The 20,322-nt window shown below is 41.9% G+C and carries 20 protein-coding genes; 7 read left to right on the top strand and 13 right to left on the bottom strand.

The window, feature by feature from the left end; translation table 11 throughout:
• Positions 1-8: 8 nt before the first annotated feature.
• From C8D94_RS07730 to C8D94_RS07720, 3 genes are all read left to right on the top strand, one after another.
• On the top strand, positions 9-3,302 hold the full coding sequence (locus C8D94_RS07730; protein ID WP_115123353.1) for an amidohydrolase family protein: 3,294 nt from the start codon (positions 9-11) through the stop codon (positions 3,300-3,302).
• 71 nt (positions 3,303-3,373) lie between these two features.
• Complete coding sequence (locus C8D94_RS07725; RefSeq protein WP_115123352.1) at positions 3,374-3,685, top strand: hypothetical protein; 312 nt, start codon at positions 3,374-3,376, stop codon at positions 3,683-3,685.
• Positions 3,663-4,334 carry an ATP-binding cassette domain-containing protein gene (locus C8D94_RS07720; RefSeq protein ID WP_115123351.1) on the top strand — a complete coding sequence of 224 codons (672 nt, stop codon included), beginning with the start codon at positions 3,663-3,665 and terminating at the stop codon, positions 4,332-4,334. Before C8D94_RS07725 ends, C8D94_RS07720 begins: the two co-directional genes overlap by 23 nt.
• A gap of 190 nt (positions 4,335-4,524) precedes the next feature.
• Here the strand turns inward: C8D94_RS07720 and C8D94_RS07715 are convergent, their stop codons facing one another.
• The 3 genes from C8D94_RS07715 to C8D94_RS07705 all read right to left on the bottom strand — a co-directional run bounded on the left by C8D94_RS07715 (position 4,525) and on the right by C8D94_RS07705 (position 7,347).
• A complete protein-coding gene (locus tag C8D94_RS07715; protein ID WP_115123350.1) occupies positions 4,525-5,811 on the bottom strand; it encodes a tetratricopeptide repeat protein in 1,287 nt (428 codons plus the stop codon).
• A 66-nt stretch (positions 5,812-5,877) separates the two neighbouring features.
• Positions 5,878-6,594: a DUF4331 domain-containing protein gene (locus C8D94_RS07710; protein WP_245946236.1), complete on the bottom strand. Its 717-nt coding sequence runs from the start codon at positions 6,592-6,594 to the stop codon at positions 5,878-5,880.
• A gap of 33 nt (positions 6,595-6,627) precedes the next feature.
• A complete protein-coding gene (locus tag C8D94_RS07705) occupies positions 6,628-7,347 on the bottom strand; it encodes a DUF4331 family protein (protein ID WP_115123348.1) in 720 nt (239 codons plus the stop codon).
• 162 nt (positions 7,348-7,509) lie between these two features.
• Between C8D94_RS07705 and C8D94_RS07700 the strand changes: the two genes are divergently transcribed.
• From C8D94_RS07700 to C8D94_RS07690, 3 genes are read left to right on the top strand one after another with little or no spacing between them, the layout of a single operon-like run.
• Positions 7,510-8,700, top strand: a complete 1,191-nt coding sequence (locus C8D94_RS07700; RefSeq protein WP_115123347.1) for an LETM1-related biofilm-associated protein — start codon at positions 7,510-7,512, stop codon at positions 8,698-8,700.
• Entirely contained in the window at positions 8,697-10,325 is a 1,629-nt protein-coding gene (locus C8D94_RS07695) for a sulfatase-like hydrolase/transferase (RefSeq protein WP_115123346.1), read from the top strand. Before C8D94_RS07700 ends, C8D94_RS07695 begins: the two co-directional genes overlap by 4 nt.
• Positions 10,312-11,043: a hypothetical protein gene (locus tag C8D94_RS07690; RefSeq protein WP_115123345.1), complete on the top strand. Its 732-nt coding sequence runs from the start codon at positions 10,312-10,314 to the stop codon at positions 11,041-11,043. Before C8D94_RS07695 ends, C8D94_RS07690 begins: the two co-directional genes overlap by 14 nt.
• Here C8D94_RS07690 and C8D94_RS07685 read toward each other — a convergent pair whose 3' ends face one another.
• From C8D94_RS07685 to C8D94_RS07640, 10 genes are all read right to left on the bottom strand, one after another.
• A complete protein-coding gene (locus C8D94_RS07685; RefSeq protein ID WP_115123344.1) occupies positions 11,044-11,802 on the bottom strand; it encodes a LytR/AlgR family response regulator transcription factor in 759 nt (252 codons plus the stop codon).
• A gap of 10 nt (positions 11,803-11,812) precedes the next feature.
• Positions 11,813-12,949 carry an amidohydrolase family protein gene (locus C8D94_RS07680; RefSeq protein ID WP_115123343.1) on the bottom strand — a complete coding sequence of 379 codons (1,137 nt, stop codon included), beginning with the start codon at positions 12,947-12,949 and terminating at the stop codon, positions 11,813-11,815.
• A gap of 17 nt (positions 12,950-12,966) precedes the next feature.
• Positions 12,967-13,308: a 2TM domain-containing protein gene (locus tag C8D94_RS07675; protein ID WP_115123342.1), complete on the bottom strand. Its 342-nt coding sequence runs from the start codon at positions 13,306-13,308 to the stop codon at positions 12,967-12,969.
• Positions 13,295-13,624: a 2TM domain-containing protein gene (locus tag C8D94_RS07670; RefSeq protein WP_115123341.1), complete on the bottom strand. Its 330-nt coding sequence runs from the start codon at positions 13,622-13,624 to the stop codon at positions 13,295-13,297. Before C8D94_RS07670 ends, C8D94_RS07675 begins: the two co-directional genes overlap by 14 nt.
• Before the next feature lie 24 nt (positions 13,625-13,648).
• Positions 13,649-13,951, bottom strand: coding sequence for a 2TM domain-containing protein (locus tag C8D94_RS07665; protein WP_115123603.1), 303 nt, complete (start codon positions 13,949-13,951; stop codon positions 13,649-13,651).
• A 26-nt stretch (positions 13,952-13,977) separates the two neighbouring features.
• Positions 13,978-14,262, bottom strand: coding sequence for a 2TM domain-containing protein (locus C8D94_RS07660; protein ID WP_115123340.1), 285 nt, complete (start codon positions 14,260-14,262; stop codon positions 13,978-13,980).
• A gap of 104 nt (positions 14,263-14,366) precedes the next feature.
• Positions 14,367-15,704 carry a 2TM domain-containing protein gene (locus C8D94_RS07655; RefSeq protein ID WP_115123339.1) on the bottom strand — a complete coding sequence of 446 codons (1,338 nt, stop codon included), beginning with the start codon at positions 15,702-15,704 and terminating at the stop codon, positions 14,367-14,369.
• A complete protein-coding gene (locus C8D94_RS07650) occupies positions 15,704-16,330 on the bottom strand; it encodes a hypothetical protein (RefSeq protein ID WP_115123338.1) in 627 nt (208 codons plus the stop codon). Before C8D94_RS07650 ends, C8D94_RS07655 begins: the two co-directional genes overlap by 1 nt.
• A 42-nt stretch (positions 16,331-16,372) precedes the next feature.
• On the bottom strand, positions 16,373-16,786 hold the full coding sequence (locus C8D94_RS07645; RefSeq protein ID WP_115123337.1) for a DUF2141 domain-containing protein: 414 nt from the start codon (positions 16,784-16,786) through the stop codon (positions 16,373-16,375).
• 138 nt (positions 16,787-16,924) lie between these two features.
• On the bottom strand, positions 16,925-19,087 hold the full coding sequence (locus C8D94_RS07640; RefSeq protein WP_115123336.1) for a TonB-dependent receptor: 2,163 nt from the start codon (positions 19,085-19,087) through the stop codon (positions 16,925-16,927).
• A gap of 167 nt (positions 19,088-19,254) precedes the next feature.
• Here C8D94_RS07640 and C8D94_RS07635 point away from each other — a divergent pair, with 167 nt between their 5' ends.
• Complete coding sequence (locus C8D94_RS07635; protein WP_115123335.1) at positions 19,255-20,262, top strand: DUF1028 domain-containing protein; 1,008 nt, start codon at positions 19,255-19,257, stop codon at positions 20,260-20,262.
• Positions 20,263-20,322: the final 60 nt, after the last annotated feature.

The raw sequence follows: 20,322 nt of genomic DNA, 5'->3' as shown, positions 1-20,322 counted from the left end.
ATACTAACATGAAACACACTCTTTCCTTTTTAATTTTCTCCCTTTGTATCATCACTGCTGGGTATTCCCAAAAAAATAAGAAAAAAGATAAAGATAAAGACGAGCAAAAAACCGAGTGGGACGTAGCCAACCCAGGAAAAGATTTCAATTTTAAGACACACACTTTTACCACAGACGAAGGTACTTGGATGAACCTGGACGTGAGCCCAGATGGGCAGACCATCCTTTTCGATATGTTGGGAGATATCTATTCACTACCCATTACAGGAGGTAAGGCAACCGTTTTACGTAGCGGGATTCCTTTTGAGGTGCAGCCTCGATTTAGTCCAGATGGGAACAAGATATCCTTCACCAGCGATGCAGGGGGCGGTGACAATATTTGGGTGATGGACACAGACGGTAGCAACCCCAAACAAGTGACCGAAGAGGATTTCAGGCTACTCAACAATGCCGTATGGATGCCAGACGGAAATTACCTAATCGCCAGAAAACACTTTACTTCTGGAAGAAGTCTTGGAGCTGGTGAACTTTGGCAATATCACATCACGGGAGGCAGCGGCCTGCAATTAACAGAGCGCAAGAACGACCAGCAGGATGTAAACGAGCCCTATGTATCCAACGATGGGAAATATCTCTACTACTCCGAAGATATGTACCCCGGTGGTTTTTTTAAGTACAACAAAGACCCCAATAGCCAAATTTATGTGATTAAGCGCTACAATTTTGAAGATGGGACCACTGAGACCATCACTGGAGGTCCTGGAGGTGCAGCCCGCCCTACCCTTTCGCCAGATGGCAAGAAACTGGCTTTTGTAAAACGGGTACGTGAAAAAAGCGTGCTGTATGTACACGACTTGGAAAGTGGAGAGGAATGGCCTCTATACGACAAACTGAACAAAGACCAACAAGAGGCCTGGGCCATTTTTGGAGTATATCCAAATTTCGACTGGATGCCCAACAATACCGAAATTGTTTTTTGGAGCGGAGGAAAAATCAATAAAATAGACATCAACACCCTAAATGTCGCTGAAATACCCTTTACAGCAAAAGTAAAGATAGATCTTGCCGAAACCGTCTACACAAAAAGCCGAATAAATACTGAATCCGTCACTCCAAAAGTTATAAGGGACGCAGTAACTGCACCTAACGGAAAATTTTTAATTTTCAATGCTTTGGGCTATATTTGGCGAAAGGATTTACCGGACGGTACTCCCAAAAGAATTACCACAGGCACCGATTTTGAGTTTGAACCAACCATCTCCCCAGATGGAAGCAAGATTGCTTACGTCAGTTGGAACGATCTTGAGAAAGGTGCCATTTTTATGGCCCCTACTGCAGGGGGAAGTCCTACTAAAATTACGTCTTCAAAAGGTATTTATCGTACCCCTTCCTTCTCACAGAATGGTAGAAAATTACTCTTCAGAAAAGAAAAAGGGAACGGTGACCAAGGGTTTACCTTCAGTAAAAAACCAGGAATCTACAGTATTGATGTAGATGGAAAAAACGAAAGATTTATTACTGAAAAAGGAGAACATCCTTCCTACTCCAGCGATGGGAAAAGAATTTTCTTACAAACAGGCGGTACCTATTTCGGGGAACTCACCAAAAAATTGATAAGCGTAAACCTTGAGGGAAATGATGAGAAAGAACACCTTATTTCCAAATATGCTAACCGTATCGTCCCCAGTCCGGATAACAAGTGGGTGGCGTTTTCAAATCTTCACAAGGTATATGTGGCGCCTCTTGTCCTGAACGGAAAGCCCATAACACTTGACGGAAAAAGCAATTCAGTCCCCGTGCAGCAAGTTGCAAGGGATGCTGGGGTTAATATACACTGGTCACCCAATAGCAAAAAAGTGATGTGGACGCTGGGGGATGAATATTTCAACAATACGCTCCAGGAAAAATTCAGTTTTGTGAAAGGCGGAGCTGAAACACCTTCTGAAATGCCTGAGAGTGGATTAAAGATAGGCCTGGAGGCCTCAGCAGACAAACCTACTGGTACCATAGCCTTTACCAATGCCACAATTATTACCATGGAAGGTGATGAAGTTCTGGAACATGCTACCATAGTTATTGAGAATAACATGATAAAAAATATAGGCCAAAAAATAAGCATCCCTGCAGGAGCAAAAATCTACGATGTACAAGGCAAAACAATTATGCCCGGTTTGGTAGATGCCCACGCACACATTGGGGCTTTTAGGCCTGGAATTCCAGCACAACAAAACTGGCAGTTTATGGCAAATCTTGCGTACGGAGTTACCACAGCGCACGACCCCTCCGCAAATACCGAAACGGTTTTTACTCTTTCTGAACTACAAAAGACAGGTGGTTTGGTAGGCCCCAGGTTGTTCTCCACTGGCTTTATCCTCTATGGAGCCGATGGTGATTTTAAAGCCGTGATAAACAATATTGAAGATGCCAGAAGCAGTATTAAACGTACCAAGGCCTTTGGTGCCAAGAGTGTAAAAAGCTACAACCAACCGCGCCGTGAGCAACGCCAGCAAGTATTGCAAGCAGCTCGAGAACAGGGAATCAATGTAGTGCCGGAAGGTGGCTCTACTTTTTTCCATAATATTTCTATGGTGATTGATGGACATACAGGAGTAGAGCACAATATTCCCGTAGCACCCGTTTATAAGGACATTCTGGAAGTTTGGGCCAAGAGCGGAACAGGCTACACTCCTACCCTTATCGTTAATTATGGAGGATTGAATGGTGAATATTATTATTACCAGCGCGACAACGTTTGGGAAAACGAAAAATTATTGACCTTCACACCCAGATCTGTTATAGATAGCCGCTCTCGCCATAGGACCATGGTGCCCCAAAAGGAATACGAAAACGGTCATATTTTGGTTTCCAAAACAGCTAAGCAGCTAAGCGATGCTGGCGTTAAAGTAAATATGGGCGCCCACGGGCAATTGCAAGGGCTAGGAGCCCATTGGGAAACTTGGATGCTCGCGGCAGGTGGAATGAGCAACCTTGAAGCGTTAAAGACCGCTACTATCAATGCTGCAGAATATATAGGCGCAGGAGAAGACGTTGGGTCCCTCAAGGCCGGGAAACTGGCAGATTTAATTATCTTAGAGCAAAACCCCTTGGAAGATATCGAAAATACCAACACAGTTGAAATGGTAATGATAAACGGGCGTCTTTACGATGCTGACACTATGAACGAGATTGGCAACAATCCCAAGGAGCGTAAACAATTTTGGTGGGAAGACAGTAAACAGAGCGAAGCTTTCCCGTGGCACCAAGAAAGCAATAGCTTTATGCACAGTGGTTGTAACCACTAGCGACCAATCCGGCACCGCCTTTAAAAATTCCTTAGAGCGTAGGGGTCACTTTCAATAATTCACAATTCAGTATGAGTATTCGTCCCTATTGGCAATTTTACAAGGCTGTTTTCCCCTTTGTTATGGCAACAGGGTTGGTTGCCCTGGCTTTGTTTGGGGTGGTTTGGGGGTATTTTTTGTTCTGCACTTTAGGCTTGGTGATTGGGGTTGTAGGTTTCAAAAATTTCAGGAAAAATGAACTGTACACCTATTACAATCTGGGAATTACCAAGCTGAAACTTTTTAAAATTTCTTTCGCGATCAATCTCATTATAGGATTGCCCATATTTTTGGTGTTCCTATCGTTATTTCTGCTACTCTTTGGAAAAACTTCAATTATATAGCGTTTCAAAATCTTTTAAGAAGAAAGAGGTGCTTCGGGACGTATCATTTACGTTGAACAAAGGAGAAATCTTGGGACTTTTTGGCCGAAATGGTTCTGGAAAATCCACCTTGCTGAAAATTCTTTTTGGCACTTTAAAAGCAAATGAAATTTCTTTGAAGCTAGATGGTATTCCAATATTGCCCAATGAGGTAATCCCAAAACAGATCATTGCCTATTTGCCGCAGCATCATTTTCTACCCAAGCATTTAAAAGTTAGGGACACCATCCCCTTGTTCCATAAAACTGAAGCAACCCAAGATGCTATATTTTACGATCCATATATCGCTTCCATGACCCACAAACCAACAGGGGTTCTGTCTCTGGGAGAGCTAAAGTATCTGGAAGTACTGCTTTTGTCGTATCTACCACATCCCTTTATTTTTATGGACGAACCCTTTTCTATGCTGGAACCACTTCACAAAGAAAAATTAAAAGAATTTTTACTGAAGCTGAAAGCTACAAAAGGATTACTGCTTACGGACCATTATTATAACGATGTACTGGATATCTCAGACAAGGCGCTTTTACTGAAAGAGGGGTTATCCCATCCCATTACAACCAAACAGGATTTGCAGCAATTAGACTATGTTAATCACTTATCGCCCTGAATAGTTTAAGAATTACTGTATGAATCATCTTAAGATGAAACTTGCAGTATACTACAAAAAAAGCACCCTTCTTACGAAGGGTGCTTCAACTAACAAAAAAACTCTGAAAAACTGGTGATCCAGTTTTGTATAATCAAACTAGAAAACCAACCATTGTACCTATATTTACGAAGGAACTCAGTATTCGGTTTTACAAAGCTTGTATTTTTTTGTGCATTATGGGTCCAAGTTCAAAAGAAGCTTCCATGAGCTCTTCCTTTATGGGCTTCACTGCTTCTGGCATATCGTTGGCCTTATACACTAATGCTGTGTGGTACAACGCCATAGGCTCATGGGTTTTCCCCTTCACATGATTTTTTATAGTTGTAAGTGCCTTTTCTTTATCGCCATTTTTTAATTGTGCCAAAGCCAACAAATGGTAAGCTTCTGGTGTTGCACGGTTTTCAACCTCGGTATTTGCTATTTGCAAAGCTTTTTCAGGATTGCTAGAAGCATAAGCTTCAATAAGGTACGCATTGTACATAGCACCATAATCGCCAGCGTTTATCTTTTCCAAAAATTGATCTGCATATTGGTTGCTAGCTTGGGTATCGCCTTCAAATTCGGCCATTTCTGAACGCAATAATAAATAATCCGGCACATCGTGGTGGGTTGAGATACTGTCTAAAATTCGTACAGCCTCGGCCGTATCCTTTTCAGCTGAATAGGTAATCCAAGCAATTCCCTTGAGTGCGTATGCATTATCCGGTTGTATATTGAGTGCTTTGATATATTGGTTATATGCATCTTTAATCCTTCCGGCATGACCGTAATAATCTCCTAAGTTGGTGTAGGTCCATAGTTGTAGGGGGCGGCTTTTTCGGGAATCGGCTATATCACGTGCTTTTTCAAGAAAATTTATGGCCCCATCCAGATCGCCTTTGTAATCGTTCCATTTTGCTTGACGGATTAGATAGTTGTAATCTGACATGTTCTTGATCTTTTCCAACATCTCTTGAGCTTCAGCATATTTCCCTAGTTCCATGTACACATCGAACAACATCAACCTTGTTGCCTTTTTGTTAGAGATGCCATTATAGCTTTTTTCGAGTATGGTTTCGGCATCCTTAAAACGATGCTGGCTTATATAGTTCCGCGCCAATCCTCTTACGTAAGCATCTTTGTTATGGGCAGAGTTTTCAATGGCTTTCTTATAGAGCTCTTCGGCTTTATAAAGATTTTTTGCGTTGCCTGTTGTTTCAAAAAGTGTACTATAAGCACCTGCCAGAGGTCCCAGGCTACCAACTCCCGTGGTATCTACCGAGAGCTTGTTATTCCAAAAATCCCTCTCTGCCATTGCATTGGTATGGGTAGTCTGGTTGTCTGTAGCTAAATATTTGTTGTAGTCTTCAGGGTTAGTAACCGCTACCTCTGTTTTTTCTTCGGCACAAGAGAATAGTGCAAACGCCAATAGCAGTAAAATGTATCTTGGTTTCATAAATTAAAGGGTAAAAGAAAAGAGCAATATAGGGATATTGCTCTTTTCAGGTTATTTATATGTGGGTTATTGATTAACCGTAGACATGTATGGAAAATCAAGTGAAAAATCACGATCTCCCGCGTCTACACCATCTGTGATAAGCAAAGGTTCACCTGCTGGGTCACCATCGAAGTTCAGATTCATCAGGTCATCTCCACCAAACATAAGTATCAACGAAATGTCAATTACATCGTCTGCTAGGTTACGTCCCGTAAGTGCAGCTCCAGTACCTGGATTGAAATAAGTTGTCTCTCCATCCGGTGCTACCTGCAAAGCATCAAACTGAGCCAATACAGTGGTAAATACCGTTGCATCCAATCCTAATATATTAGTTTCGTAGTTTACATTGGCAGGATCAAGTCCTAGTTCAACCGCGTATTCATCAAAATAATTTTCAAGAGTACTTTCGAAAATTGGTTGGAAAGTTGCTCTATCACTAGTAATTGATACGTTAAAACTATTTTTTACTTGATCAGATCCTCCAAATACAGTGTTAATTCCTGGTCTACCCATATGGTCTTCTTGAGTATATGTTCCAGAGAAATCTAGTACTACTGCACAAGGTTCGCAAAACGTACCACCACAGTCAATTCCCTCTTCATCTGCGTTCATGATTCCATCGTCACAGGTGGGTTCGTTTATTGCGTTACCATTATCATCATCGTCTGCACACTGTACAAACATTGTCGTGGTACACAAGGCTATGACAGCCATTATTAATGTTCTATATATTGTTTTCATATTATTGATTTTTAAATTTTTCAGATTAGCTATTTATTGTTTTCTTTTTGCCGAAACCCAAACATTGTATGCATTTGGGAAGTTATCGAACTGCGGCAAACCAGTTGCCTTAGCTGCGTGTGCAGGTGCGGTACCCAACATACTGTTTGGTACTTCTACCGTAATAGCTAATACATTCAAGTCTTCAAAAAAGTCGGTTGCTTGTCCCGCAGGAAGAAATCCTTCTGTTGGAGGCGTATCACTTGCAACTTGATTAAATCTATCAAAATCGAAAAAGAAATAGTCTCTTCTAGGCCCAGCGAAGAAAGACATATTATTATTGGTTGTAACTTCAGTTTCGCTAGTAGAGGAAATCTTCACACTGTTCATAGGAGCAGTTGTTTGTATGGTACTGTTAAGACCTGTTTGGGCTGGAGCCGCAGGGCCAAAAAAATACATAGAGTCTCCTCTTCTAATTGCTTGAATCACAAGATCCTCAACAAAGTCTCCAGTGTTGTCTATATTGAATTCTACTAATACGTCTTCGGGAAACTCTGCCATTTCGGTAACGTTACCTGGCGTCAATGGTCCCTGAATAGTTGCAATTAATACTGTGTTGTTCGGGTTAGACCCTTCAAATGCGTACACATCTGCAATGTCCGTAGTAGTTTGCGCAACCGCAGGTGCGTCTACGTGATCTGCAGCGATTAGGAAAATAGATAGTATGGCTACTGCCGCTCCACCTAGTACTGCAAAAAGTTTTGTTGGTTTCATAAAAGTTTTTTTAAATTATTAATTATTTTATCGAAAGTTTAAATGGCTGATTAATTTGGCTATTTTTACTTATCAATTTTATTTACGTCTAAATTATAGGTATGGTTTTAGCATTGCAGTTAATCTTATGTTAACTAACCTTAAAACACTCATAAATCCCTAATGAACCCCTCGGCAAATGGTTGGATACAGAAGTTTTACCATCTTTGGGAACATCAATCACCTAGAGAGAACCCCGATACCGAAGACATATCCTACCAAAAAATCCAGGAAATTGGTTTTATATATGGTGCATCTGTAGCTTCCCTACTTAAAGAAGTACACATAAGCTCACCCCTGACAACCTTCGAGCTTTCGAAGTTGAACCTCTTACACTTGTTAGTAAATACCTTTTGCAAGCATTTTCCCAACAAAGAGGCCAAAGAGGCCATACCCACTATACTCTCATTTTACAAGAAGATTGATAAGAACAAAAAAGGCTGGTTAGAGCAGTTTTCAAATTATAAAAGTGAAACCTCCCAATTGGAGCGTGTACTGGCAACTAGATTGCAACACAACAATACTCTGTTAAAGAAAAACTTTACCTCCTTAATAACCTATGGGTTTCTCTATCTCGATGTCCTTGCCTATGAAAAATTTCTTACGGGTAGTAAACAATTAAAGGAATACATAGTTACCATTGAAACAACCTTGCTGAACTATTGTTATGCTGCATTGAACAGCAAGCACAAAAAAAACAAGTACGATCGCTTGTTATTAGATCTTTTTGAAGCAACCCCTATAGCTACACAATTTAAAACCGAAGAGAAAATACCGTCGTTAAAGGTTCCCCTATCGCATAAGGAACGTGCCTATATATTGGACCTTTGTTGTCTTGCCGTTTGGGACGACCACACTATGGACCAAAATGAGGAAGCCTTTTTACTCGAATTGTGTGAAACCCTTCAATTTCCGACCCAACAACTGGCACAGAGCATTGAAGCGCTTGTATTTCTAACCGAAAGAAATAACAAAAAGATCAAACTTTTTGAGTACACCCACCCCGTACGCCAATTTTATAAACAATCTGCCAATACCGTAAAAACCCTTATCCTAAAAAACAGGTATCGACTTATGAAGGAATTAGAAGAGAGCGGAGAACTGGTAATGCTATTGAGCAAATCTACAACCCGAGACCTCACTAAAGACGAAAAACACAAGGTACGGGAACAAATTTTGGACATTTGCAAAACCATCCCCTCACTCACCATATTTTTATTGCCCGGAGGTTCGTTATTGTTGCCCTTGCTCATAAAGTTTATCCCACAATTGTTACCTTCGGCATTTCATGAGAACAGAATTGACAAAAAATGAAGCTATTTCATACTACCCTTAAAAGTATACTCACCGTAATACTGTTTTTTCCTTGGGTGGTGGTGCTCTTGGTGGGTTCTATAATTATCCCCTCCCAAGATATGTACATTAACGAAGTGCTGGCCTTTTTATTAATGTCCATTGCCGGGGTGACTATCATTTCAATTATAAAAAATACTAGGGTCTTTAAGTTGGCGGCTCTTTTTGGATATTTGTTCTTGGCATTCTTTGCATTTTTAAAACTCAGCTTTTACTACCAATATGGAGTCCCTATAAGTGCTTCTGCTCTATTTGTGATTTTTGAGACCAATAGTACCGAGGCTTCAGATTACTTATCGCATTATTTTTCTTCAACAACCATCCTACTGGCCGGTATATTGCTCGTGGCTTTTTTTATAATGCTTTGGCAAAGCTTCAAAAGAAATAGAAATGTACCCAACACAACCAAAACGCCTTTTTTTAAGAAATTGTGGACATGTGCCGTACTGCTGTTCATTTCAGTAATTTGTCTCTACGGGATAAAAAAATACGTTGCAACCCACAATATCCCTTACGCTGCCTTGGCTACATGGGACGAATATAAAACAGCAAAGCAAAACTTAAAGAACAACCTCGCCCAGCCCACAAGTGATGCCTTTAGTAATGTTTCATCACAAAAAAAAGAGCAAACCTATATTGTGGTTCTTGGAGAATCCACTTCGTCCTGGCATATGCAACTCTACGGTTATCCCAGGGAAACGAACCCAGAACTCACCAAGATTGAAAAGGACCTTGTGGTTATGGACAGTGTGATCTCTCCACACGTACACACCATACTGGCTCTTGAAAAAATCCTTACGCTAACCGATTCAGAAACACCAAAACCCTCCCCCAACGGCTCCATTATCCAACTGGCAAACCAAGCAGGATTTACAACCTATTGGGTGTCCAACCAAAAGCCAGTGGGCCTTTACGAAAGCATTCCCACGATTTTGGGCAGTGCTGCGACCCATCGGCATTTTTTGGCTACCGATGATTATAATTTCAACATTTATGATGAACACCTCATCCCCACCGTACAAAAAATCTTGAAGGAACATAAAACTGAAAAAAAAATAATCTTCGTACACCTTATAGGGACGCACCTTAGGTACGAAAAAAGATACCCCAAAAATTCTGAACACTTTACCGCACCCTACGAACACTTAAAATATACTTCAGAAAAAGCCATCATTCAAACAAACGCTTACGACAATGCCACTCGGTATAACGATATGGTAATACGAAAACTAATCCAATTGCTGGAACAAGAAGATACAACGGCCTGGCTCACCTATCTTTCGGACCACGGTGACGAGGTGTACGACACCATGGATTTTCTGGGCCACAACGAATATCACGGCACGCGCCCCATGTTCGAGGTTCCTTTCCTCTTTTGGTTTTCAGAAAAATATAAAAGGGAAATGCCCGTGAACTTTAAAAAATTTGAACATAGAAAATACAGCCTGGAGCATTTTCCGCATACGTTCGCTGGGCTTAGCGGAATTCAGTTTAATGGTTACGACGCTTCTAAAAATGTGCTGGACAGTACTTTTGTGGCAAGAAAAAGAATAGTTAAAGATACGGTGGATTATGACCAAAGGTAAACTTTTAAAGACTGCAATAATACTCTGCCTTGCGGTGCTGGGCATTTGGTTGTACAAGTACAGCCCTCGGAAAATTGAATTTATGGGCTATTACGATAAAATTGGCGCCCACCGTGTAAACGATCTCGAAAAATTAGGAAGTGCGCTGAAGTACTTCGACGCCATTGAACTGGACCTAGTGTACCAAGCCGAAACCAACATCCTTGATGTGAACCACCCGCCGGCTCCTTCAATCGGGTTGGATTTTTCAGAATATATGGCTGCACTGGGTACGGAACACCCTTTTGTGTGGTTAGATATAAAAAATTTGGACAGTACGAATGCTGAAGGGGTTTTAAAGCGGTTAAACCTTACGGTAGAAAAGCACAACTTCCCGAAAGAGCAGATCTTAATTGAAACGAGATTTCCTGAAAAACTATCGCTTTTTTCAACCGAAGGATACAAGACCAGTTACTATTTAAAACAGAGCTTGCACAAACTGAAACCCAGTAGCTTGGCTTCAGAAATTGAAAAGATACAAAAGGTTCTTACAGACCAACCAGCTGTAGCCATCTCCACCGAACATTTTGACTATGAAATCCTTCAGCAGCACTTTCCGAAGCGTACCAAGTATGTATGGTGCTTAAGGCATTCTAAAATTGGGGATTTTAGGATAGTGAGAACGCTATTAAAAGATGAAAGCGTAGCCTTGGTACTCACTAGGTACAATCCCTTTTAATTATTCCAGCCACAGTTTAAAATCTCGAACGCGCTCTCGAGCTACGATCACTTCTTGTTCCCTATAATTGTTCAGTTTTAATTGCAAACGACTGTTGGTGTAGCTTATAATGTCCTTTATGGCATTAATGTTTACGTAGAATTTTCGGCTTACCCTAAAAAAGGTTTGGGGCTCTAGCTCGTCTTCCAGTTGTTCCAGGGTTGTGTCCAGCAAATAGTCCCTACCATCAAGGGTGTGGGCATAGGTTCCCTTATTTTCAGAATAGAAACATTCCACCTCATCTATCGAGATCATTTTAATGTGCTGCCCAATCTTTGTGGTAAAGCGTTTCTTATATTCGCGTTCCACAGGGCTGCTGCCCAATAGTTTTTTGATGTCCTCAAAATTCAATTGTACCTGCTGGGGCTTGGTGTGCAGGTTGGAATATTTTTTTACAGCGCTTTCCAATTCTTCCTCATCAATAGGTTTTAGGAGGTAGTCCACACTATTCAACTTAAATGCTTGGAGTGCATATTCGTCGTAGGCCGTAGTGAATATGATGGCGCTCTTTATATCAACTTCATCAAAAATTTCGAAAGAAAGCCCATCGCTCAACTGTATATCCAAAAAGATAAGGTCTGGGTGTGGATTGCTTTTAAAATAGGTCATGGCCTCCTCAACACTGTGGAGAAGATGGTCTACAGAAACATCCAGTCGCTCGAGCATACGTTGTAAGCGCCTTGCCGCTGGTTTTTCATCTTCTATTACAAGTACTCTCATAAGCGGTTCTTTATTTGGTTTGAGCTACAACTTTCCCTTCTTTCCAGATAGTCTCGATACTGGCAATATTTTGTATGTCCAAAATCGGGTTTTTACCAAGAAGCAACAAATCTGCCTTATAGCCTTCCCTTATCATTCCAAAAGTACCAAGCTTAAAATGTTTTGGTGGCAACGATGTGGCGGTCTTTAGTACTTCAAGGTTTGGGATTCCTGCTTTTGAGAGCAAATCCAATTCTTTGTAAAGATCGGTGCCATAATTTATCCCTGCGTTTGGGGGGTCGGTACCGGCCAAGAGAGGGATTCCTGCTTCATACACATTCTTTACCTGTAAGAGCAAGTCCTCATCGCTCAGCATACTTTCTTTAGGAGCTGTTGGACGGATATTCTCCAAAAATAATTTACTGGTAAGGAGGGTGGGCATTATAAAAGCGTTGCTGTTCTTTTTCCATTCGTTGAGTTCGCTGGAAGTGAGCAAGGTGTCCCACCATAAATGCACCAGTCCATCGGCGCCGTTTGCCATCACCTTTTTTGCGTCATCTGCCTTGGAGATATGCACAACAGCAACACTTTGTTTTTCATGCGCGGCATCTATAAGTGCTTTTACGGTTTCGTGGGAGAGTGTTTCTTTCCAGGGTTCTACAATAATTTTTAGGTAATTGGCTCCAGCCTTCAGTCTATCCTCAACAAACTTTGTTGCTTCCTCTGTCTTGGTGAGCGTAGGTGTTGGGAAGCCGTATTGCGTTCCGTGACCCCCTGGCACTGTTGCTGCAGCTCCAGCCACAAAATAGCGGGCATAGTTGGTAGAATCGCTCAATTGCTTCATCATTCCCTGCATGGTCTCTATTCCGTGCATATCCAGAACGTTCAACACTCCTGCTTGTGCTGCTTCCTTAAGGCTTTGCGGACTCCAAGCGTGTACGTGACCATTGGTCATTGCTGGCATAAGAAATTTACCTGTTCCATCAATTATTGTGGCGGTGGTACTTATTTCTTCTGAAATTTTTGTAATCTCCCCGTCTTCAATAAGTACTGATGTATTTTCAGTAACTGTTTCCCCATCGAACAAGGTTACGTTGGTTATCACGAAACTTTGTGCCGAGAGAACTGTAGCAAAGAACAGCATTGTTATGTGTAGTACTATTTTCATTCGTTGGTTTTTAAGAGTTAGTTGAATTTTTCAAAATCCCTTTCTTCTTTTTCGAGATACTCCTGGATTTTACGTTGCTCCCATTTTTTCAGAAACCCTGTTTTAAATACGCTCAATCCGTGGAAAAAAAGCCCAATGCCCCAGAAAAAAGGTGTGGTAAAATAACCCCAACTTGGCATGTGCAGGTTTACAAAACCATTTGTGAAGAAACCCATTGAGGACAATAATATGAGAAGGTTAACAATGGCATACACAATAGCATGTGAATAGAAGCCCTTTATTTTTTCAACTCGTTTTTTAGCCTTTTCGAGCTTTTGCTTTTGGGTAAGTTCTTTGTTTGAGAAATTATTCGAGTTCATCTTTTTCCAGTATTTCGTTTAGTTTACGCGCTTCCCATTTTTTTAAAAAATTGAATTTGTACTGAAACGCATACAATCCGTGAATGAGCAGCGCTACACCCCAAACGATGCTAGTACCGTAGGTGTTGAGGTCCAACCAGCGCTCAAAATGTACGTCGGAAAGGTTACCATCTTCAAAAACCCTGAAGATCTTTGCCCGTAACAGCAACAAAAATACGTTTATGATGAGATACGCCCGCAAGTGTTTGTAAAAGTTCTTTATCGCGGACACCTTTTTCTGGGCGCGCTCGTAGGGTGTGGTCGTTTTGGTTTTCATGGTTGTGTTTTTAAATATCGAGTATTATCGCCATTGGTTTTTCTCTTCTTCATCCAGAAATTCTTTAAGTTTACGCTCTTCCCAGTTCTTGCCCATAAATGGGCTCCACTGGTACGCCTTTGCGGCTTGGAACAGCAACCCTATTCCCCAGCCAAATGCTGCCCATAAGAACCACATGTAGCTCCACCCGTTGGTATAATAGTTAAGTGCGGCAAGCATAGAGATTACCAAAACGTATCCTATCAAGCTGGTGTAGAATTTCTTCAGTTCGGCTACGCGTTCTTTGGCACGTAGGTACTTGTTTTGCTTTTTTAGATTAGATTCCATGATCATTGTTTTTTAAGGGTTTCAACTTATTGGGCGTCCATAAATTCCTTTATTTTTTGCTGTTCCCAATTCCTTCCGAAGAAAGGACTCCAGTTATAGGTTTCTGCAGCGTGACCAGCTATTCCTATGCCCCAACCTACTATTGGAAAAATAGCCCACGGAAAATTACTTCCACCAAGGATATTGATCGTTATAAAGATGGGCACAAAAATTAAGTACACCGTAAGGTGTGAGTAAAAGCCTTTGAGCTTCTCTACGTGCTCTCTGGCCATTTGTAGTTTTGTTTCTTGAGATGTGTTGAAAGTTTCCATAATTGTTTGTTTTCTAATTACAGGACTAAAGTACCCTGATACGTACACAAATTAAAAAGAGACTCACCCAACTGTAGATTTTGTATACTGAAATGTAATTGCTCTCAGTTCTCATCGTCCATAAACTGTTTTATCTTGCGCTCTTCCCAGCTTTTATTAAAAAAGGGGTTCCAGTCAAAGGTTTCTGAGGCGTGTCCCATTACCCCAAAGCCCCATCCCACGATGGGAAAAATAGCCCAAGGGAAACCAGCGTTAGATCTATAATTTAACCAAATGAACACGGGAATGAAAATGCAGTATATGGTTAAGTGTATGTAAAAGCCTTTTAACTTCTCAACATATTCCTTGGCACGTTCCATACGTTTTTCAGAAATATATGTTTCTTGGTTTTGGGGGACTACCGAAACATTGGTAAGCATAGGGATTGTAACCGTAAACTGGGCAGCAGATTTCTCTACCAAAACAGGTCTTTGGGTCAATAGTCCGTAACGCTGATAAATATTTTGAAGCCCCACACCACTACTTTCCCGTAAAATCTTTTTTGGCTGAAGGTTGTTCTGTATCACCAAATTACCGTCTTTTTCAAATATGGAGATATGCAATTTTTTGGAAGGTGTAACCTGGTTGTGCTTCACGGCATTTTCAAGCAACAACTGTAACGATAAGGGAACCACTTTTGCTTCAGGATTACTCACGTTTTCAGGGGCAGTAAAGGATATACTGTCCTCAAACCTCATTTTTATGAGCGACATGTACAATCGTGCAAATTTCAGTTCTTCTTCAACGGTGACCAGTTCTTTATTCTTTTGTTCCAAAACATAGCGGTACACCTTAGAAAGCGCTGTGGTGAACTTTGTGGCAGCTTGCGGATTTTCCTCAATCAAACTGGTGAGCACATTAAGACTGTTGAACAAAAAATGTGGATCCAACTGGTTCTTGAGCGCATCGAACTGTGCCGATGCTGTCTTGGCAATAATCTTTTGCTGTTGTACTTGTGTCTCCTTTTTGTGCTTATAGTAGTACACAGCATAGAAAATACCTGTAACCACAACCGCAATTAGCAACCCCACCCAATAATAATCCAATTGCTGATTTTCCAAAAACCCTGTAACCGTCCCGCCTCGAATAATGGTAACAATAAACATGTTTACAAAAAACAAGCAGGATAAGGTAATAGTGATGGTCCCCAAAAAGGCAAGCGATAGCCTTTTAAATTTAAATAGATCGCTTCCGTACTTTGAGATCATATAATTGAAAAAGGGTACATTGACCAGGTACAGGGATATAGAATACATCTGATTGATTCCGTACTCGTACCAAAATGTATCCCAAGTAAGCCTGAAATTTCCAGTGGCAAATTGTATAAGCGCCAAGACCAGAAATATAAGTGTCCCTATAAATCCGGCCTTTAAAAATTCCTTTAAAAAAGTGGTTGCACTCATTATTTACAGTTTTGGGCCAATACCTCCTGCGCGTGTTCCAGCCCACCCTTGGGGTGAAATTCGCCTTGCGGAGTAAAGGTAGCAAAAAGTTCTATGGCTCTTTTTATATCCTTGCAATAGGGTTCGGTAGATTTGCCAAACCACTTTGCGGCACCCATATCCCACTCTGCCTTACCTAGTACCACACGTGGATTGTCCGGAGCCAGCTGGTTTGCCTTGTTGTATAACTCTGAAACTTTACCGCTATACTTCATCCCATACTTTTGCCCATCGAACACAATCCAAGCCGTTAGCAATTGTGCTTCCAACACTAAGATTTCGGCATTATCTTTTGAGATTGCCTTGGCATCGTTCACCAAGTCCTGTGCTTTTTTTAATTGCGGCACCAACTTGTTTTCATCCTTTTCAGAAAAACTATCGAACACAAGTACCTGGGCCGCGTAAAAGGGTGGTAACCAATTGTCCGGCTCTGCTTGTGCAATTCGTTCAAAAAGGTTCCCGGCTTCTTGGGCCTCGCCCGCTTTCCACATGTCAAAGGCTTTTTGCATCCCCTTTTGGTACGGGGTCTGAGCGGTGGCAGCGATGGTGAGGAAAAATAATGCGGTGATGTTGAATAGATGTTTCATTGGTTTCAGTTTAAATATAATAATAGCTAGTTGTAAAATACCTTAAAGCTTCAATGTGATTTGTTTGGTTTCGTTGTTTTTGGTCTCAAACTTGGCATCGCTCCATTTGGGAGGGCCAAACATTCCCGTTGCCCCATTGCTACAGGCGTAATCTTCGGCAGGGATCATCCCCAAATACATATCAAAAACGCCATCGTTATCCTGGTCGTGAAAGCAAGATACGGCATAGATACCGTCTGGCACATTGGTAAAGGTAACTTTTGCTGTGTTGTTTTCAATCTTGGAACCCACTATCTTGAACTCTTTCTCCAACCAATCTCCCTCGTTGTTGTAAAGACCAACCTTTACGGTTCCTTTATCGTTACTAAAATTTGTCATGGTTACCTCCACATTGTTCTGTGCGTTGAGCACCATTCCCGTGAGCAAGAGCGCAAAATAATTGATAAGTGTTTGCATGGTTTCTGTGTTTTAAGTTATGGGGTCAAATATCTTCTGAAATTGCTGGTGATTAAAATATGTATTACCCAACTGTAGTTTTTTAAGGTTGAACTGTACCCCGGCTTTACTCGATAATTCAAGAGCACTTAGCTTTTTCTACAAATTATCCAGTTGGTTGTCGGTTCCATCCTCGCTAATGGTCCAAAAGAAACCTACAAAGAAAAACTGATCCTGAGCGGGTCTTAACGCCCTCCTATTGAAATTACCGCTGGCGTCCGGGGTACTGGCGTATTGGTACCCATTGATGTTATTGAAACCGAACACATTGTTCACCGATACATACAGGATTTTTTGTGGGTCAATCAAATAAGCCCAGTTCAAACTCAAGCTGTTAAAATCTTTCGTTTTTTCCTGAAGGAACCCCTCCACATTGGGATTGGTGTACGTCCTCCCGCTACCGTATTGGTAACTGAAACCCAACTGGCTCTTCCAGTCCTCTATCCAGTATTTTGTAACCACCGATGCGTTGTGCGTATTGGCAAACGAGGGCGTGGCGGCAGTGGGAAAATTTTGGTACAAACGCTCTGTATCCAGCAACGAATAACTTACCCAATAGTCCACATTTTTTATACTCTGGTTGTCCCTCCAAAATAAGTCTATCCCCTGGGCAAAACCATCGCCGTTATTGGTAAAATTGCTTTCAAATCCTGGCATTGGGGTATTGAAGGTAACAAGGTTGCTGTATTGCTTCTGGTAGGCTTCGGCTCTAAAGATACGGTTGTTGGCCACGTATTGATAGTTCAAAATGTAATGCTGCGTTTTTTGTGCCTCCAAGTCTTGCTGAAACTTTAGTACATCCTGAAACGGTTGCTGGTAAAAGTCACCATAGGCAACGGACAATTGGCTATCCTTTCCAGTTTTATACGCCACCGAAGCCCTAGGAGAAACGGTAAACTGGTTGAACAGTTCACTGTACTCTCCACGAACCCCTGCCTTGAGCGCAAACTCTTTACTGAAAATAATATCGGTTTCGGCAAAGGCTGCTGAAATACTGCTGTTGTACCCGTAATTAGCACTCACGGAAGGATTGCTGAAGTCTTCAGAGAAATCAGTAAGGAACTGTTCGGCTCCAAAGCTCAATTTCACTTGGTTGCTGAAACGCTTTCTGAATTTCAGTTTAAAATGAAAGGAATTCTCAGTATTGTCTATGTCCGAGCCAATTATTCCCAACTCGTTCTTGGAATGTGTAAAACTTCCTCCGGTCTGTATTTTCCAAGTACGGCCCAAATCCCCTCGATAGCTGGCGTTGGTGTAAAAGTTGTTGTTTTTCAGTTTAAAAGAGACTCCTTCGGCTACATCAATATCCTCTTGGGTAAGTTCAAAATTTGTGGTGTCGTACGCTGCGTAGAGTTTAAAGAGTCCGTTTTTCAATTTTTTTCTGAAAACGGTTTCCCCAGCAATAGACTCGAAGGGCTTCTGCCAATCGTTCCTACCGGGGAGCGCGGCTATGTATGGCGCTAGGTTAATATAGCTCGCATTTACACTCAACGAGCTGTTCTCCCACTTTTGGGTGTTTCCCAGACCGCCGCCCACGGTCATCAAAGCAATTTCAGTCTTTTCTTGGTCGGGCTCGTCCACGGTGTTCAAGAGCAATACGGAAGAAAGTGCCTGCCCATATTCGGCCGAGTATCCACCAGTGGAAAACGTAATCCCATCGAACAAAAACGGACTGTACCGCCCCCGTGTGGGGATATTGTTGGTCGTGGGTGTGTAAGGCGTAAACACGCGGATTCCATCTATAAAGATCTGTGTTTCGCCCGCATCGCCACCACGTACAAATAGGCGGCCGTCCTCGGCAACTGTTGTGGTTCCAGGCAACGTTTGCAGAGCCCCTACAAAATCCCCCAAGGCGCTAGCCGTGGTCACCACATCCAACGGTTTTAATACCGAAACCTTACTGTTATCGCTAGCCTCCAAGCTTCCTGCGCTAATTACCACGGTATCCAAGGAATTAAAATCTTCCTTTAACGTAATGGTAACCCCTCTCAATTGGGACACATCGCCCGCCATCATAAACGGTTGAAAGGAAACATAGGACACCACTAAGGTTTGTACTCCCGTTTCGGAAGTTTTAAAACTGAAATTACCCTGCTCGTCGGTAGAGGCGCCATCGTAGGTACCTTCCAGATATACATTGGCACCAAAGATGGGTGTGCCGTTTTTTTGGAGCACTGTACCTGAGATAGTTTGCTGCGCCCTGAGTGGACCAAAAGAAAACAATGTGAGCGTAATAATAATGATGAAGTGGATGCGTGACATATACTGAAATTTTATGGGTTGGCCTTTAAATTCACTTCAAAAATGCACTTTGTAAACCTTACCATGCTAAAAAACAAAACCGAACTGTAGTTTCGTTGGGTTGAATTGTAATCATAGCCACTAATCAATTTTTAAGTATCTTTATTTTTAAATAAAAAAAGTAAATCATGAAAAAACTATACACGCTCGCCCTAGCCGGCCTACTGAGTTTTACCACATTTTCGCAAGATACCTTTTCCATCATCGCCGTAGATCCTGCCACGGGCGAGATTGGCTCCGCCGGTGCTTCCTGTGTTACGGGAATTGGCGCACAGGGCATCATAGATATTATTACCGATATTATCCCCGGCCGCGGTGGTGTGAACTCCCAAGCCTACGTATGCATACCCAACAGCAATCTTAACAACGCCATAGACCAAATGGAAATGGGCGCATCGCCACAGGAGATCATTGATTTCCTGCTCGCAAACGATTCCTGCGCCTCGCAAAACTTCAATCCGGAATTCAGGCAATACGGCATTGCCGATTTTGACACCAACGGAGACCCACGGGTAGCAGGCTTTACGGGCAGTATGGCAGACGACTATAAAGAAGACCGCCAAGGTGCAACCTTTAGCATACAAGGAAATATCCTGCTTAACCAAACCGTGATAGACAATATGGAGGATAATTTTAACAATACCAACGGTACTTTGGCCGATAAGCTGATGGCCGCCTTGCAAGGAGCTAATTTTGCGGGAGCCGATGCCCGTTGTCTCAATGCTGGGACCTCCTCCACTACTGCCTACCTTTTGGTGTATAAAGAAGACGACGATCCCAATGACCCCTACCTAAGGTTGAACGTGGGCGAACAACCCAGCGGTACCGAACCTATTGACATACTGCAGAACCTATACAACCAGTTTCTTTCGGTTTCTGAAAATGATTTGGCAGTGAGCATTACCTTGTTCCCAAATCCAGCGGAAGATGTCATTACAATTTCAGCAGAGAGCTTTGTGCAATTTTTATATATTGAATTATTTGATATACAAGGGAAACGAGTGTACAGCCAAGCCAATATGCAGGCCCCGAACGGAAAACAAACCATTCCCGTTTCAGCTTTACAAAATGGAGTGTACTTTGTAAAAATAGCTACACAACATGGGGAAAGGGTGCTTCGGTTTGTGAAGCGATAACCTTTTCAATTAACAAATCTTTATTGGTAAAATGGTTTTGGATGTTTTATCTTCACGGTA

This window comes from Marinirhabdus gelatinilytica (assembly GCF_003353425.1).
Classification (GTDB): Bacteria; Bacteroidota; Bacteroidia; order Flavobacteriales; family Flavobacteriaceae; genus Marinirhabdus; species Marinirhabdus gelatinilytica.
The sequence above is the reverse complement of the archived record's forward strand: the minus strand, read 5'-3'. Positions and strand labels throughout refer to the sequence as shown.